This window comes from bacterium (genome assembly GCA_036504735.1).
Taxonomy (GTDB): Bacteria; Electryoneota; RPQS01; order RPQS01; family RPQS01; genus DASXUQ01.
Genome location: DASXUQ010000008.1, coordinates 247,286 through 262,511, shown reverse-complemented (window position 1 = coordinate 262,511; position 15,226 = coordinate 247,286). Strand labels below are relative to the sequence as shown.

14 protein-coding genes are annotated in these 15,226 nt (G+C 59.8%); 2 read left to right on the top strand and 12 right to left on the bottom strand.

Features of this window, described 5'->3' with window-relative positions; all coding sequences use genetic code 11:
* The first annotated feature begins 225 nt into the window (after positions 1-225).
* Positions 226-681: an Hsp20/alpha crystallin family protein gene (locus VGL38_07105; GenBank protein ID HEY3295189.1), complete on the top strand. Its 456-nt coding sequence runs from the start codon at positions 226-228 to the stop codon at positions 679-681.
* Positions 682-807: 126 nt separating this feature from the next.
* The gene (locus tag VGL38_07100; protein ID HEY3295188.1) at positions 808-1,263 is read left to right on the top strand and encodes a DUF697 domain-containing protein; all 456 of its coding nucleotides are present in this window, start codon (positions 808-810) and stop codon (positions 1,261-1,263) included.
* A gap of 65 nt (positions 1,264-1,328) precedes the next feature.
* On the opposite strand, the gene pabB is transcribed toward VGL38_07100, so the two are convergent.
* The 12 genes from pabB to VGL38_07040 all read right to left on the bottom strand — a co-directional run bounded on the left by pabB (position 1,329) and on the right by VGL38_07040 (position 15,172).
* Positions 1,329-3,077: an aminodeoxychorismate synthase component I gene (gene pabB / locus VGL38_07095; protein HEY3295187.1), complete on the bottom strand. Its 1,749-nt coding sequence runs from the start codon at positions 3,075-3,077 to the stop codon at positions 1,329-1,331.
* On the bottom strand, positions 3,068-3,649 hold the full coding sequence (locus tag VGL38_07090; protein HEY3295186.1) for an aminodeoxychorismate/anthranilate synthase component II: 582 nt from the start codon (positions 3,647-3,649) through the stop codon (positions 3,068-3,070). The genes pabB and VGL38_07090 overlap by 10 nt, the downstream gene beginning before the upstream one ends.
* A 76-nt stretch (positions 3,650-3,725) precedes the next feature.
* Positions 3,726-4,610 (bottom strand): phosphoribosylaminoimidazolesuccinocarboxamide synthase, encoded by an 885-nt coding sequence (locus VGL38_07085; protein HEY3295185.1) that lies wholly within the window; start codon positions 4,608-4,610, stop codon positions 3,726-3,728.
* 142 nt (positions 4,611-4,752) lie between these two features.
* A complete protein-coding gene (locus VGL38_07080) occupies positions 4,753-5,547 on the bottom strand; it encodes a sulfite exporter TauE/SafE family protein (GenBank protein HEY3295184.1) in 795 nt (264 codons plus the stop codon).
* Positions 5,548-5,662: 115 nt separating this feature from the next.
* On the bottom strand, positions 5,663-6,298 hold the full coding sequence (locus VGL38_07075; protein HEY3295183.1) for a hypothetical protein: 636 nt from the start codon (positions 6,296-6,298) through the stop codon (positions 5,663-5,665).
* 7 nt (positions 6,299-6,305) lie between these two features.
* A complete protein-coding gene (locus VGL38_07070; protein HEY3295182.1) occupies positions 6,306-6,689 on the bottom strand; it encodes a hypothetical protein in 384 nt (127 codons plus the stop codon).
* Positions 6,690-6,853: 164 nt separating this feature from the next.
* The gene (locus VGL38_07065; GenBank protein HEY3295181.1) at positions 6,854-8,521 is read right to left on the bottom strand and encodes a S41 family peptidase; all 1,668 of its coding nucleotides are present in this window, start codon (positions 8,519-8,521) and stop codon (positions 6,854-6,856) included.
* A 237-nt stretch (positions 8,522-8,758) separates the two neighbouring features.
* Positions 8,759-9,535, bottom strand: a complete 777-nt coding sequence (locus tag VGL38_07060; protein HEY3295180.1) for a hypothetical protein — start codon at positions 9,533-9,535, stop codon at positions 8,759-8,761.
* 178 nt (positions 9,536-9,713) lie between these two features.
* Positions 9,714-11,021: a hypothetical protein gene (locus VGL38_07055; GenBank protein HEY3295179.1), complete on the bottom strand. Its 1,308-nt coding sequence runs from the start codon at positions 11,019-11,021 to the stop codon at positions 9,714-9,716.
* 57 nt (positions 11,022-11,078) lie between these two features.
* Entirely contained in the window at positions 11,079-12,353 is a 1,275-nt protein-coding gene (locus VGL38_07050; protein HEY3295178.1) for a hypothetical protein, read from the bottom strand.
* Positions 12,354-12,393: 40 nt separating this feature from the next.
* Positions 12,394-13,803: a T9SS type A sorting domain-containing protein gene (locus VGL38_07045; GenBank protein ID HEY3295177.1), complete on the bottom strand. Its 1,410-nt coding sequence runs from the start codon at positions 13,801-13,803 to the stop codon at positions 12,394-12,396.
* 10 nt (positions 13,804-13,813) lie between these two features.
* Positions 13,814-15,172, bottom strand: a complete 1,359-nt coding sequence (locus VGL38_07040; GenBank protein ID HEY3295176.1) for a T9SS type A sorting domain-containing protein — start codon at positions 15,170-15,172, stop codon at positions 13,814-13,816.
* Between the last annotated feature and the right edge of the window lie 54 nt (positions 15,173-15,226).

Genomic DNA, 15,226 nt, shown 5'->3' with positions numbered 1-15,226 from the left:
GCCACGGCATCTGCCAAGGTGACGGTATGCGAAGAATCATTTGGCAGACTTCACCCGCATTTTGGCAGTCACTTTTGTGGTGCCGGACAATGGAACGCCGATCCCGTTACGTAAAATTATCAATTACATATATATACTTCATGTGGCACAGCCGTTGCAAAAGCTCTGGATGTACGACACGATCATCTTGTCAGGCAAAAATTTCAAGAGAGGAAAGGTTTTACCATGTCTATTACCAGATGGCAACCCGTTGATTCCGAACTGCGCCCCTTCTTCACCGGCACATGGCGTCCGCTGACGCGGATGATGGAGGAGTTCCTGAATAATGCCCAGCCGTCCGAAATGTCCTTGTGGGGACCGAATGTGGACATCGTTGAAAATGCGGATGGGTTCGAAATCCATGCCGAACTGCCGGGGGTCAAGCAGGAGGAAGTCAAGATCACCCTGCATGACAATGTGCTCACGCTGTCCGGCGAGAAGCGGCAGGAGATCAAGGAGAACAAGGACAATCTGCTCCGCGTGGAGCGCAATTATGGCCGGTTCGAGCGCAGCTTCAGCCTGCCAACCACGGTCAAACCCGAAGATGTGCGCGCGCAGTTTGAAGACGGCGTGCTGAAGATTACCCTGCCCAAGGCCGAAACCGCGAAGGCCCGGCAGATCCAGATTGAAACGCGGAAGTAACGTTCCTTATCCTGACCGGACAGGGTTCTCCCTGGCCCTGGCCGGTCCCCTGACCTGACCGCACACACCGCAAGCGCGAACTCTCTGCTAAGGTTCGCGCTTTTGCGTTCCGGGATGGCTGGAACTTTGAGCCCTGAACATCGTTTCAAGTCCTGTGACGTGCGAAAGGAGATGATGATGTGCGATCAATGCAGACGATCTGAAAAGACGATCAAACACTATTCCCGTCTGGCTGGCCTGGTAGGCATGGCTCCGATTCCCGGAGCGGACATGCCGCTGCTGTGGGGCCTGCAGGGAAAGATGATCCGGGATATCAGCCGGCAGTTCGGCCATGAAATGACCCCGGCAGAATCCGGCACCATGGTAACCAGTCTGGGAGCGGGAGGCTTTCTGGCGCGAGGACTGGCGAGGCAATTCATCAAGCTGCTACCCGGCCTCGGTTGGCTGATTTCCGGCGCCGTGGCGGCGGCGGGGACTCGAGTGTTTGGCCGCGTGGCGCTGAATTTCATTCGCGACCATTACGGCGAGGCAGAGCATGTGATTCCCGGTCCCCCGCCCTACCGGCAGATTGCCCGGGGCTGAGTTGGCTGCACCCTGAAATATCAAGCGCGAGGCTTTTGGCCTCGCGCTTTCTTTCTGACCTGTATTCAGAGGGCAAGATCGACGGGAATCCAGCCCCGCACGGAGTTGATCAGGTACACCCGCTCGGCGTGCCTCAGTTCATCTTTCGAAATGCAACGCTCTGCAATCCGGCCCTTGGCCAGCAGGTGCGCGCGGTAAGCTCCGGCGAGTAGCCCGCAGGAAACGGGCGGCGTAACCAACTCGCGTCCAAACTGTGCCACCACATTGGCGACGGTAGATTCGGTGATGTCGCCGCGCTCATTCCACAGCAAAACGTCGTCGCAACCGGGATGCCCGGCCTGCGCGGCATTGTACACAGATCGTGCTGTGGTCTTGTGGTAGAGGAAACGGTTGTGCGAATCGATGGGGTTGCCTGCCAGAGCCACGCGCCAGCGGCGGGACTTGAAATTTCTGGAGAGTAGCTCCGCCTCCACGCGGATCGCGCCACCTTCGGAAAGTTGCAGACGGATCTTGTGCGGGGCCTGTTCCAGAGGCTCCACCGCCGCAGTAAGGGCAGCAAGAATCTGTTGTTTGTCGGCGCGGAAAGCGAAGTAGTCCGCCGAGGACAGAAGACGTTCGAGATGCCGCTCCAGCAGGAAGAATCCGGAAGGCGGCTTCCAGAGCAGAGTTTCGAGCAGCGAGAAGTCGGGGCGCGACGCCGTCAGCACGGCGGCCTTGAGCAGGCACTCCTCGTACTCTCGGCCTGTGCGCGAATCCCAGACAATGCCGCCGCCCGTGCCGTATTCGGCGGTGCGCTGTGCGGTATCAATGTCCACGGTGCGGATGGCGACATTGAACTGCATCCGGCGCTGCGGAGAGACATAACCGATGCTGCCGGTGTAGACTCCGCGCGGCGTGGTTTCCAGCTCGCGGATGATCTGCATGGTGCGCACCTTGGGCGCGCCGGTGATGGACGCGCAGGGGAACAGCGCGGCCAACAGTTCGCCAAGCGGCGCGTGGGTCTCGGCGGCGACGGTGGAGGTCAGTTGCAGCAGAGTGTAGTAGCGTTCTACGGCAAACAGTTCGGGCACATGCACGCTGCCCCGCGCGGCGATACGCGAGAGGTCATTGCGCACCATGTCCACGATCATCACATTTTCGGCGCGTTCCTTTTCGGAGGCCTGCAGACGCCGCGTGTTCAGAGCATCTTCAGCGGAGGTCAGGCCGCGCGGCGCGGTGCCCTTCATGGGGCGGCAGGTGATGTGCGAGCCGTCCAAGCGAAAAAACAGTTCCGGGGATGCGGAGCAGAGGACGTGCTCTCCGGCGTGAACATAGGCGGCGCAGCGCGGAGATTGATTGCGCACAAGATGCCGGAACAGGGACCACGGACTGCCCTCAAACCCCGTTCGCAGCCGCAGCGTAAAGTTGACCTGATAGGTGTCGCCGCCCGCGATATATTCTTTGATCCGCGAAAGGGATTCGGCGTAGCTTTCTTCCGTAACGGTGGAGATCCATGCTCCCGCTTCGAAAGCCTCCGCTCCCTCCGGAAGAGCGGAAAGGCTTTGCGGTGCCTCATAGATGCCGAACCACGCCAGCGGAGTAACGGCGCGCTCGTGCGTGACCAGCGCCGGATCAAACGCGGGCGCGGCTTCATAGCTTAAGAATCCGGCAGCCCACAGTCCGCGCGCGGTGCATCGCTCGACCTCTTCGATCAGGGGGCGGACATCATCGAGTGTGTGCGCACACAAGATGTTTTGCGGCCTGGTGAAGAGCAGCCAATCTGCGCCATCCCGCTGAACAAGCACCGTGCCGGGAGTGTCGGCGACTATTCCCACCGGCCACCTTCGATGGCGAGGAAATTTTTGAGGAGGCTCAGGCCATCGGGTGTCAGAATGGATTCCGGATGAAATTGCACTCCGGTAACGGCAAAGCTGTCATGGCTCAGTCCCATGACAATTCCGTCGGCGGACCAGGCGGTGGCGATCAGGCACTCGGGAAGACTTTCGGAGGGGACAATCAACGAATGATAGCGCATGGCTTCAAAGGGATTGGGCAGACCGGAGAAGAGGCCGTGGCCATCGTGGCGGATCAGCGAGGGCTTGCCGTGTGTGGGCGAGACCGACCTCGTGACCGCCGCACCGAACACTTCGGCAATGCACTGGTGCCCGAGGCACACCCCGAGCACCGGGATCTTTCCGGCAAAAGCGCGGATTACGTCGCAGGAAATTCCCGCGCCGTCGGGCGCACCGGGACCGGGGGAGATTACGATGCGATCCGGGTTCAGCGCGAGCAATTGGGCCACGGAGATTCCGTCATTCCGAAAAACGCGCGGCGTCTGGCCGAGCATCTCGAGGTAATGCACCAGATTGTAGGTGAAGGAATCGTAGTTGTCTATCACCACCAGCATCCGCCTTACACTCCTGTGGACGGGAAAAAGAACGGGCGCATCCCGCGATGCGCCCCGACACACTTTTCTCTTAGAGTCACTTCGTCAATCGTTCCAGAATTTCGCGGTAGGCTTGAGCGGTCTTTTCGATGATCATGAACGGCAGGCGCGGTCCGGGAGGGGTCTTGTCCCAGCCGATGTCAATCAGATAGTTGCGCACGATCTGCTTGTCGTAGCTGGCCTGATCGCGTCCGGCTTCATAGCGGTCCGCCGGCCAGAAGCGCGAGCTGTCGGGCGTCAGCACTTCATCCACCACGGCGATCTCGCCATCCACGAGTCCGAACTCAAACTTGGTATCGGCGATAATGATGCCGCGCTCGCGTGCGTAATCACGGCCAGCTTTGTACAGGGCCAGCGAGGCTTCCGCCAGCTTGTCCGCGGCATCCTTGCCGATGATGTTGGCGGCCTGTGCCACGGTGATATTTTCGTCGTGACCTTCCATCGCCTTGGTGGACGGCGTGAACAGCGGCTCGGGAAGTTCGGCGCACTGCAGCAGCCCTTCGCCGAGCTTGTAGCCGCACACTTCACCCGATTTCTGGTAATCCTTCCAGCCGGATCCGGCCAGATAGCCGCGCACGACGCACTCGATGGGGAACACTTCGGCCTTGCGCACCACTTCGATGTGGTCGGTGGTCAGGTCCTCCTCGGAGGCGGCCAGGCTTTGCATCAGCGAGGAAAACTCGTCGCGGTTCTGCGGCAGATGATTCTTGATGATCCCCGTAAAGCGATTCATCCAGAAGCGCGTGAGATGGTTCAGCACCGCGCCCTTGCCGGGAATCGGCGTAGGCAGCACCACATCAAAGGCGGAGAGACGGTCCGAGGTGACGACGACCAGATGCTTGTCATCGAGTTCGTACACGTCGCGCACTTTGCCGCGGCGCAGCAATTTCAAATTGAGATGGCTTTCAGAAATGGTAGGCATGGGCAAGATGAAGATGTGAAATTAGAAATTTGAAAATAGGAAATGCGAATGAAGAACCCCCTTCTGATTCCCCCTTTTTCAAAGGGGGAAGGGCCATCGGGTCTCCCCCCTTAGCATAAGGGGGGATTAAGGGGGGTAGCGTTTACCAGAACCACACCTTTCCCGCTATCAGCAGCAGGAAGACGGCGAAGGCATAGCGGAAGACGTTGCGGCCCAGTTTGCGGTTGAGCCTGCTGCCGAGGGGCCCGCCGAAGATGGTCCCGGCAAGAATCGGCAGGGCCACGGCAGGGAGCACAAAGCCCCATGCGCCTTCCGGGCGGTTCGGCACGTTCAGGCCGTTCAGAATGTGGCCGGTGGTGCCGACAATGGCCGTAATGATTCCCACGGCGGTGCTGGTTCCGGCGGCCATTTCGGTGGGCACTCCCGCCCAGAGGATAAACAGCGGCACCATCACGATTCCGCCCGCCACACCGATGTAGGCCGAGACGATTCCCGCGAGCAGGCCAATCGCCAGCAAGCGGTTGCGGTGCAGGGAAATCTCCTGCGGCGGCGCGGGCGGCTTGATGAGCAGCATGGCCGCACTGCACAGCGCAAAGATGACAAAGAAGCCTTTAAGGAACGATGCCGAGGAGAGCGCGGAGAGCCTGGAGCCGATGAGGGACATGACGACGGCGGTCGCGGCGGTAAACGGCACGGCGGGCCAGTAGACGCGTTTTGCCTTCGCGTGGGCAATAGTCGAAGAGGTCACCGCACCGACAATAGCCAGCATGCTGGTGCCGACCACAAGGTGCATGCGCAACTCTTCGGGAATGCCGCGCGCCGCGAACAGTTCCAGCAGCACGGGAATTATAATCAGCGCGCCGCCAATGCCAAGGTAGCCGCTGATCACCCCGGTGCCCAGACCAAGGGCGAACAGCCAGAAAGGTTCGGAGGTCAAAGTAGTTCCATGTAAAAGCTCGAGACGTGAGACTCGAGACTTGAAACTTGAGACTCGAAACCAGAAATGTAGGAGCGACTCTTGTCTTCAGTCTTCAGTCTCTAGTCTCAAGAATTCATGTGGTCGCGATGTTCACATCGCTGACGCCGCCCTTGATCGTGACGTCGATGTGGCCGGCGGACTCTTTGTAGCCGGGGGTTTGCAGAATGATCTCTCCGGCCAGCGCGCCGAGATATTGCTCTCCGAGAGTCACCTTGGCCGCGCCGCCGACGATGTGCAATTTGACGCCGACGTCCAGCGGATGAATCAGCTTCACGTGACTTGCGCCGCCGGTGATGCTGACCGGCAGAGCGCCGGTGACGCGCGGCAGCAGCATTTCCACGTCGCTGGCGCCGCCGACAATCGAGATCGCCTGAATATTCATCTCCGCGAAATCGCCGCGTAGATGGGACACTCCGCCCTTGGTTTCGATTTGCCAGGGGATAGCACGGTTGAGCACGATCCGAGCCGCGGTGCGGTCTTTCAGCCACCAGCCCTTCAGCCAGTCGGACATGGCCACACGGTACGTCACTTCGACATTGTTGCCAATGGCTTTGACATCCGGAATCGGCTCGGTGAATTCGGCTTTGTAGAGATCGTCCATTCCGGTTTCGGAGAGCACGGTCACGTTGGCGGCGCCTCTTTTGAAAACCAGCCGCCCGGACGCACTGCTCATCGGCGCGGAGAAGGAACGGGATTCGGCAGCATCCATTGCAGAATTATCCTCTAAATTGACTTGTGGTCATCTCAGGGTCAGATCTGCGCCGTCCCAGCAATAACAGTCCACCGGCGGCCAGCGGCGGCAGCACCATGGTCAGCAGCACAAACACAATCGTCTCGCTCGGGAAACCGCGCGCCATGAAAGGATAGCGCACCAGCACGGCAAGGCCTTCGGCCATCAGCAGAATTCCGCCAAGGACATCCCACTTCCACGCCACCAGTGCACTGATCAGAAAAACCATGCCCGGCATCAGCGTGTGAACAAAGATCCCGCCGAGGCTCTCCCCTGCTCCGAAGCCCGAAGCCGCACCGAAGAAGATCCAAAGCAAAGCCCACAGCAGAGCGATGGTGCGTCCGGTGTAGCGCAGAAAGCGGTGGAGCATGGGAAGGTGCCTGTTGCGCGCGGGGTAAGGACACCCCGCGCGGCGGATAGTCTTAAGCCCGATTGATGCATCCGATACCCCCCTTTAATCCCCCCTTATGCTAAGGGGGAGACCCGATGGCCCTTCCCCTTTGAAAAAGGGGGAATCAGAAGGGGGTTCTGCTTTTAATCCCTCTTGCCGCCGGTGCTCACGGCGAGCAGGCGGTCGTACTCGGGTTTGTTGGCGAAGACTTCGAGGGCCTTTTGAATCTGCATGTCATCGGCGAAGGAAGCTTCGATGCGGCCACGGGAGCCGAAGAGATTATTGGCCAGTTCTCCTTCGAGGCTATGGCGAATAAAGTCCATTTCATTGTCGAACTCCCGCACCCGGCGCATTTCCAGCAGGCGGTCAAGGTGCGTCAGGTCGACGGCGGCGCTGTCGGTAAGTCCCGCGTCCTTGAGTACTCTGCGCAGAGTATCCAGCGCAAGCTGGCCGTTGAGTTCATAGTGGAAATGGGTCGAATCCAGCCAGTGCCGGAATTCCGCCATCGCCGAGTCGTCGATTTTGGCAGTGGTAATCATCGGATGCCTGGCGCGATAGGCATTGATGAAATCAAAGAACGCGCCCTGCCGCCACAACTCCGTGCCCACCATGCCGGGAGCGGGAGACGGCACCACAATATCCGGCGTAATTCCGCCGCCGCCTTCCACCGGACGGCCATTGTGCGTGTTGAACTTTTGATGCGGTTCGGGGCTCTCACGGAACACGCCGTTGCCGTCATGCAGGTAGTCCACGCGCTGAATCAGGCGGCCCGACGGCGTGTAATACTTAGCGGTCGTCAGTTTGAGGGCTTCGCCGCTTTCGAAAGAGACCACCGACTGCACCAGTCCCTTGCCAAAGGTGGGATCACCGATCAGCACGCCGCGATCCAGATCCTGAACCGCGCCGGCGACGATTTCCGAGGCCGAAGCCGAACCGCCGTCGACCAGCACCGCCAGCGGAATCTGTCCGGCCAGTGGATCCGTGCTCAATTTGAAAATCTGGTCTCCCGCATCATCCCGTCCGCGCACATACAGGATAGTATCATCCTTGGCGCAGAAGCGCTGGAGAATGGACACCGCGCTGCTGAGCAGGCCGCCGGGGTTGCCGCGCAGATCGAGAATCAGCGCGGACATGCCGCCCTGCTTCAGTTCGACAATGGCTTTGTCGAGTTCATCCGGCGCGCTGCGGGAGAAATGGGCAAGCTTAATATAGCCGGTGCCTGGCCGGACAAATCCGTAGTAGGGCACGTCCTTGACTTCAATCTCGCGGCGCGTGACCACGAACTCGATGGGCTCGGACGAGCCGGTGCGCTGGATGGTCAGTTTGACCTGCGACCCCGCGGCGCCCCGCAGATATTTGGCCGCCTGTGCGGTGGAGAAGCCTTCGGTGGATACGGTGTCGATCATCAGGATCCGGTCGCCGCTGCGAATCCCCACGCGCTGCGCCGGGGAGTCGTCCATCGCCGAAATCACGGTGAGGGTCTTGTCGATCCCACGGATGCCGATTTCGATCCCCACACCGCCATAACGGCCGGAGGTGATGACGTCCAGATCCTCGGTGCCTTCCTGATCGAAGAACACGGTGTAGGGGTCGAGGGTGGACAACATGCCGTCGATCCCTGCGCGGATGAACTTCTTGGGATCGACGCTATCGACATAACGGAGCGTCAACTCACGGTAGACGTCTCCGAACAGGCCAACGTTATGACGGATCTGTTCATAGAGCGTGTCCTGCGGCGAAGGTTTGGCCGCTGGAGCAAGGCTGACAAAACAGAGAAGGGCCGCAAGCAGTGACAGGAAACGCGCTTTCATTCTATCCTCGGTGACATATCGAATTCTAAAACCAGTTACGATGGCCGATCCGCCATCCATAGCCTCATGTCATACAGGCAAATCTATGCAAAGGGCAGGCCTTTGCAGGCCGTGTTCTTGTTGTATGTCCGAAACAAGGAGGCGGTTCCGATGGTTCGACACGACGTGAGAAACTGGTAGGGGGATAGACGAACCGTCAAAAGTTCCTGTCGCCCTGCGGAGGCCACCCGCCGCCAGTTAAGGCTTGTCCTGCCGTTCCGGTGCGACCGTGAACATTCCCTGCTTGGAGCGGGAGGAGTTTTCGAAACTGTCCTCCACCGTAACGGTCCAATAATAGTCGCCGGCGGGAAGCGGCAGCGAATCCGGTTGCTGCATCGTAAGGACCGTATCCCCCAAGAGAGGCGAGGTCCAGACGGTGGTTTCGAAGCCCTCTGTCATATTGATGACGTTGACTTCATAGCCAAAGGGGAAATCCGAGCTGAAGGGCTCCCAGACATAGTCCGGATGGGCATCCACTTGAGCGGGAGTATTGGCGGAGTCCGCCTTAGGGGACAGTACCCCCGGTACGCCTTCAATGACCCGCCACATGTAGGCCGGGCCGGTCTCGTGCATCAAGCCCTGGCCGTCGCGGGCGGTAAACAGGAAAGGACGGCCCACCACGGTTCCGAGGTGCGGGAAGTCAGGGGCGTGAAAATAGGACGCGGAAAAGATGGTCCCCCACAGGGTTGGCCCGAGGCGTACCAGCCCCACGCCGGAGCCGCTGTTGAAGGCTACCCAGGCCGAATCCTGAAGGCCGGCATCCTGCCCGCCCAGCTCGGCTACGACCGAGTAAGAGTCAGTGGACGGGAAGATACGGGAAATATGTACCGAGCGGACAGTGCCTGTCAGCACCGCCGGGACCGGAATTGCGCCGCGGTAGCGAGGCGAGATGGGGTCCAAGGGGTTGTCATGGGGTGCGGAACATCCCCACAACAGCAGACCCAAACTCAGCCAAACCCAGTATCTAACGCCCATTACGTCCTCAAAACTTCATAAGCTGTAAATCTATGAATTTTCGGCTGGATTTCCAAGTAGATCAAAACCCCTGTTTTGCAGGGGCTTTGATCTACTTCATGACTTACGACGATCTCCGTAGCGGTTTCCATCACAAGCATGCTTGGACATCTGACAAGAAGGAGCTGCCCACAACAGATTACTTGTAGCGCAGAGTCAGCATGTCCGTATGCGTGTGATTTACGGGGTTGTTGTAGTTAGGGCTGGTCAGTTTGATGTCCCAGGAACTGGTGTCGAATTCGATATCCAGATGCCGCAGCACGGCAGCGACGCCGCTTTGAGATCCAAACACCGGATCACCCCACGTCATGGCCTTGAAGACGCCGGTAAGCCGGAAGCCGAAGCCACTGGTGTGGTAGAACACGTTGCCCAAGCGGTCCCTGTGATCGCCCGCACGGACATAGATAAGATCGAGCAGTTCGATTTCGTAACCGTAGTCCCGGACGATCTTGCCGTTGGCCCCGCCCAACACTATATCATGGACAAAGCCGATGTCGCCGAGAGGATTCAGTTTGTATTCTGATGCGCCGTTGGGATGCCGCTTGACCAGCACATCCGAGGCCTGCGTCGAGGCAGACACACTGAAGATTTTCCACGGGCCGATTTCCCGCAGCGGATAGGTTAGTTCCGCACCGATGCCCAGACTGGTAATGGCCGTGCGCGGCAACGGATCGCCGGGTGCGTTGGAGTTGAAGCTGACTTTGCCGCCGATATTGTTTTGCGTGTAGCTGTAAGCCGCCAGCAGTTCGGGCCGCAGCCTTGACCAGGTTTCCACGCGGTCGGCCAGCGGTTTGGCGACAAGAGAAAGCAGCGGCGCTTCAACAATCAGACCCGCATCCAGCATCACCGCACTGGCGTGGTTTGTGCCCGACTCTGCGCCCGCTCCCGAAGGGCTGAGGTTCGAATAGGCCCACTGGCCGCTGATGCCGAATCCCACGCGGACACGGTGTTCCATCATCGCGCCGAAGGTCACCGCCGAGGCCGTCTCCCAGGAATGAAAACTGCCGAGTGAATGGCCCTGCTCGTCCGTCTGCTGAGTTTTGCCGAGGTCCAGATACACCGTGTGCGCGCCAAGACCGTAGGTGATAGGAGCGCGCATGCCGAGGAACATCGGCAGCGTGTCCGAAGCAAACCGCAGATTGGCGGCAAAGCCCCGGTAATGCAGGCCTGACAGATTGAACCCCGGCAGCCACTGCATATCCGATCCGCCTCCGGAAAATCTGTTCTGCTTTGCCATGAAGCCGATGGCGCCGGGATTGTACACCGCGCCGAAGGGATCTTCATAGCTGCCGGCGGCCAGATTGAAACCGCGCGCGTTGACCTGTGCCGAAGGCGAGAGCGTCAGGAATAGGAAGGTTGCCTGCGATACGCCATCGGCGGCGACCGCAGGCAGGGCGCATGTCAGGAGTGTCAACAGACTGAGGATGCACAGCAAGGTGAGCTTCACGGAAGACTCCAAACGGGAAGAGGGATGGGGAAGGATCACAGAAATGGGTGCGATGTATCAGTTGACGCGCACGGAGATCAGATGCGAAGGGACGCTGCTGACACGGCGGTCCGCACCATCAAAGAGGCACGCGTCGTACTGCACATCCACATGCCGCAGGATCTTCTGAAATCCTGTGGGCGACGTGGCAGGGGCGCGGTGAATGACTTTGAGAATTCCGCTTAAGCGCAAGCCAAGACCGTAAGAATGATACGTGAGAGCGTCCTCGGGATCTTCATAATAGCCGGCGCGAACCGTCAGCGCTTCCAGCGCGGTCACCTCGCCGCCGCTCAGGCGGCGGATGCGCGCATTGGACTTGCCAAGCAACAGGTCATCGACCACATGCATATCGCCGAAGGGGGCGCGAATGTACCCGGACACGCCGCTCGCGTCGCGCCAGATCAGTTCATCTTCACCCTGCACACCATAGGAAAGGCTGACCATTTTCCACGGCCCCACCACGGGATCATAGCGCGTCAGATCGGCAGTGAGCCCGAAGGCGGCACGCGCCGTGCGCGGCAGAGGATCGGCCTGGGCAAGGTCGGTGTAGGACACTTTGCCGCCGATGTTGGTCATGGCATAGCCGAAGGAGGCGTACAGATCCGGGTGGAGATTCTCGCCCGCTTGAAAACGCGCATGCCGGATGTTCTCCACAAGGGACAGCAACGGAATTTCGAGCAATGCGCCCACATCACCCATGGATGTGCTGGCGCCGACTTCGGTGGCGACCGCCGCCGAGCCGGTTGCCGCGAACGTCGAATGCGCCGATTTTAAGCTGCCGCCGACGGCAAGGTGCACGTAATAATCCAGCATCACACCGAGGCTGATTGCGGAGACCCATTCATGAACGCGGAAGGTGCCGAGGTTGTGCCCCTGCTCATCCGTGACAGGTGAATCGTTCAGGTTGAAGGAGACCAGATGCGCGCCGACACCGTAATACAGTGCAGGCCGCCTGCCCAAGAATTGCGGCAGCGCCAGTTTGCCCAGTGAGGCATTGGCGGCAAGACCGGTAAGCGTGAGATTTTTCCTGAGACCGAACTGCGGAATGCGGTTGACATACCCGAAGCCGATAGATCCCTTGCTTTGCCGCGCCAGAAAGCCGAGGGCCGCGGGATTGTACCACGGGGCGAGGGGATCATCATAGCTGCCCGGCAAAACCGCAACCGTGCGCCCATTGGCCTGCGCCGAGGGAGACATCGCAAGGAACAACATCGTTGCCTGGGATACCGACGCCTGAGCGACGGAGGCTACCACCACAAGCAACAGGCAGACGACGCAAAAAATTGCTCTCATTGAAAACTCCGAGTAAGTGGAAATTGCTGACGCACACGCGTCACTTCAACAGCAATAGCTTTTGCGTCGCGATGGATTCTCCACTGTTTACTCGGGCAAAATAGATACCTGAAGGCAGCGCGGAACCGTCGAACGGCAGCGTATGTTCGCCGGCGGTGAGCGTCTCATTTATGAGCGTCTGCACCTCGCGCCCCGTAATGTCATAGACCACGATGCTTGTCCGCCCCGCTTTGGAAAGCGCGAAGGAAAGAGTGGTGCCGGGGTTGAAAGGATTGGGGTACGCGGAAAGGATGAAGGCGTAAGGATGAAGGATGAAAGACGGATCGGTAGCCAGGCCTTCGCGGGAGAATTTGGTGAGTTCGGCGGAGCCGCCCCATTCCGTGCCGGAATAACCGCCGACAACATAACCGCTGTCCGCCGTCTGCACCACATCTTTGTAGCTATAGGTGTCGCTCGACAGAGCCTTTGTCCAAAGCGTGTCGCCGTCCTCGTTGATGCGCACAAGGCGGTCCGAAAGCAGAATATAGCCTCCTTCGGCACAGGGCTTCATGCTGATGAATTCCGGATCATCGTAGGTCCGCCACCAGAGCAACTGGCCCATAGAATCGGTGGCTGCGACCGCACCGAATGCAGGCTGTGTAGTGTCCGGTATGAAGGCCTTTCCCGCCATGATAAACCCGTGCTGCGGAGTTTGGAGCACAGCGGTGGCGCTGCCGCCGAGCAGGAAATAGTGGTGCCGCGTCCATAGGGTGTCACCCGCCGCGTTGACTTTCATCAGGAAGAAGGAGACGCTGAATCCCGGGCTGTACATACCCGCGGCAACAAAACCACCGTCCGGCGTGGCGATAATCGAGTTTAATGTCGCGTCAGGTATCGAATGGTCCCACAGAATATTTCCGGCAGAATCGGCGCGGACGATCCGGGTGTCGCTGCGCGCGGTTGCCGCAATACCGTTGCCGGGTGCAGCGCAGACCGCGGTGACGGCAGCACTGTTGGGCATGGTATCCAGCGGTTGAATCAGCCGCGCCCACAGGGTATCTCCTGAACCGTTCAGGCGAACCAAGGCAGCCGGTAAGGGGATAGAACCCAAGTCGCCTATCCCGCAACCGACGATGCAGCCCCCATCGGCGGCGGTTTGGATCGCGTACCCTCCGGCATCCCAACCGGGAGAGGAGCCGCCGGTTCCCCAGAAGTCTCTCGACCAGCTTACATTTCCGTTCACATCAAGACGCGCTACCCAGGCGGACGCAAAGGCCTGATGGAAAACATTCAGGCAGCACCGCCCCGTGACGTACACACCGCCGTCGGCACCTGCACTCATGCTATAGATGCCGGGATCCCGCACTCCCTCGGCATCGCCCAAGGTCCGGGTCCACACAGCAGTCGGCGGCTGGGCAAACGCCGAACCAACGAGGATGAGCGTGATCAGGGCAATGATTGTGGTTCTCATGGCAGCCTCCTTACTTAAGCAGCAGCAACTTGTGTGTGGCTGTAAATTCCCCGCTCTGTATCCGAGCGAAGTAAATCCCCGACGGCAGCGCGGTGCCGTCAAACCGCAGCGAATGCTCCCCCGCTTCCAAAAATCCATCGGAGAGGGTTTGCACCTGACGGCCCATCACGTCATAGATTTCCAGAGACAGTTTGCCGGAATTCGGCAGTGTGAAAGCCAGCGTGGTCGCCGGGTTGAAGGGGTTGGGATACGCGGAAAGGATGAAGGTGGACGGATGAAGGATGACGGACGGATGGGCAGCGGTCGGGTCCGGGGCGAAGCGGACCAGCAAGGAACCCGTTGCCGTCAGTACGGTATCGGGCTCACTCACCTGCGCCGCGACCACATAGCCACCATCGGAGGTCTGCACGATATGGGTCGCGTACATGCTCTCTTCGCGTGTGAAACGCGGGCAGGTCCACAGGCATCGACCGGAGCTGTCGAACTTCGCGGCAAACATATTTGTACCCATAAATTCGACCGGGTAGAAGACTCCGGCGACCGAGCAGCCTCCGTCCTGTGTGGGGCAGAGGGCCGTGGCAACACAGCCCTCCAGATCCGGGATATCGCGCGTCCATTGGTCATTGCCCGCCGCCACGATGCGCATGAGGGAAGGCGCACACCCTACTTCATAGACGCTGCCGTCATTGGCAGGCGCCGCGCCGATGATCCCCATGGCATTGCCGCCGCCGCTATAGGAACGCGTCCAAAGGGGGTCTCCCCGGCCGTTGAATTTGGTCAGCAGAAACACGGTCGAATCCGTACCGGTTCGCTGCCGGCCGGCGATCACAAAACCGGTATCGGCCTCCGCCCACATGGCAACCGGGGTCGTGGCCACCGGCAGATCAAGCGCCCGCACCCACACGGTATCGCCGTTGGCGGCCAGCCGCGTGGCCCAGGAACTGACAGAGGACGCGGTGAAGTATCCTCCCCCCGGCGCGGGCCGGATCCAATCCTGAAAGCCGCTCGCGTAGGCCTCATCGACGTAGCGATGCCAGAGTTCCTCGCCGGAGGACGTGAGCCTTACGATTTCCGTCTCGTTGTCCGAAAGCAGGACCACAAAGCCGCTATCGGCGTCCGGTTGCACGTCGCATTTGTAGAAGAAGCCCAGTTCCTGCGACCACGCTACGTTCCCCGCCGCGTCATAGCGGTCCAGACCGATGCGACCACTGCTCTGTATGCGACACCAGAGGAACCCACCATCCCCGGTAGCGGTGAGCGCGGCGCGGTCGTACCCCTCTCCGCGGCGCGTCCACAACGTATCCGGCGGCTGCCCCCACGCCAGCACAGCAAGACTGAGAATCGAAATCAGAGTCAGCACCGTTTTCATCGCAGCCTCCCGGTTGTGGTTGGAAAAACCCGCCCTGAAAAGTCCGAGAGCAGA

Bases quoted from the DNA above. Each gene is read 5' to 3' on its own strand.
- VGL38_07085 (HEY3295185.1), bottom strand. From the start codon at position 4,610: ATGCCTACCATTTCTGAAAGCCATCTCAATTTGAAATTGCTGCGCCGC.
- VGL38_07040 (HEY3295176.1), bottom strand. From the start codon at position 15,172: ATGAAAACGGTGCTGACTCTGATTTCGATTCTCAGTCTTGCTGTGCTG.
- VGL38_07050 (HEY3295178.1), bottom strand. From the start codon at position 12,353: ATGAGAGCAATTTTTTGCGTCGTCTGCCTGTTGCTTGTGGTGGTAGCC.
- VGL38_07075 (HEY3295183.1), bottom strand. From the start codon at position 6,298: ATGGATGCTGCCGAATCCCGTTCCTTCTCCGCGCCGATGAGCAGTGCG.
- VGL38_07065 (HEY3295181.1), bottom strand. From the start codon at position 8,521: ATGAAAGCGCGTTTCCTGTCACTGCTTGCGGCCCTTCTCTGTTTTGTC.
- VGL38_07090 (HEY3295186.1), bottom strand. From the start codon at position 3,649: ATGCTGGTGGTGATAGACAACTACGATTCCTTCACCTACAATCTGGTG.
- VGL38_07060 (HEY3295180.1), bottom strand. From the start codon at position 9,535: ATGGGCGTTAGATACTGGGTTTGGCTGAGTTTGGGTCTGCTGTTGTGG.
- VGL38_07070 (HEY3295182.1), bottom strand. From the start codon at position 6,689: ATGCTCCACCGCTTTCTGCGCTACACCGGACGCACCATCGCTCTGCTG.
- VGL38_07045 (HEY3295177.1), bottom strand. From the start codon at position 13,803: ATGAGAACCACAATCATTGCCCTGATCACGCTCATCCTCGTTGGTTCG.
- VGL38_07105 (HEY3295189.1), top strand. From the start codon at position 226: ATGTCTATTACCAGATGGCAACCCGTTGATTCCGAACTGCGCCCCTTC.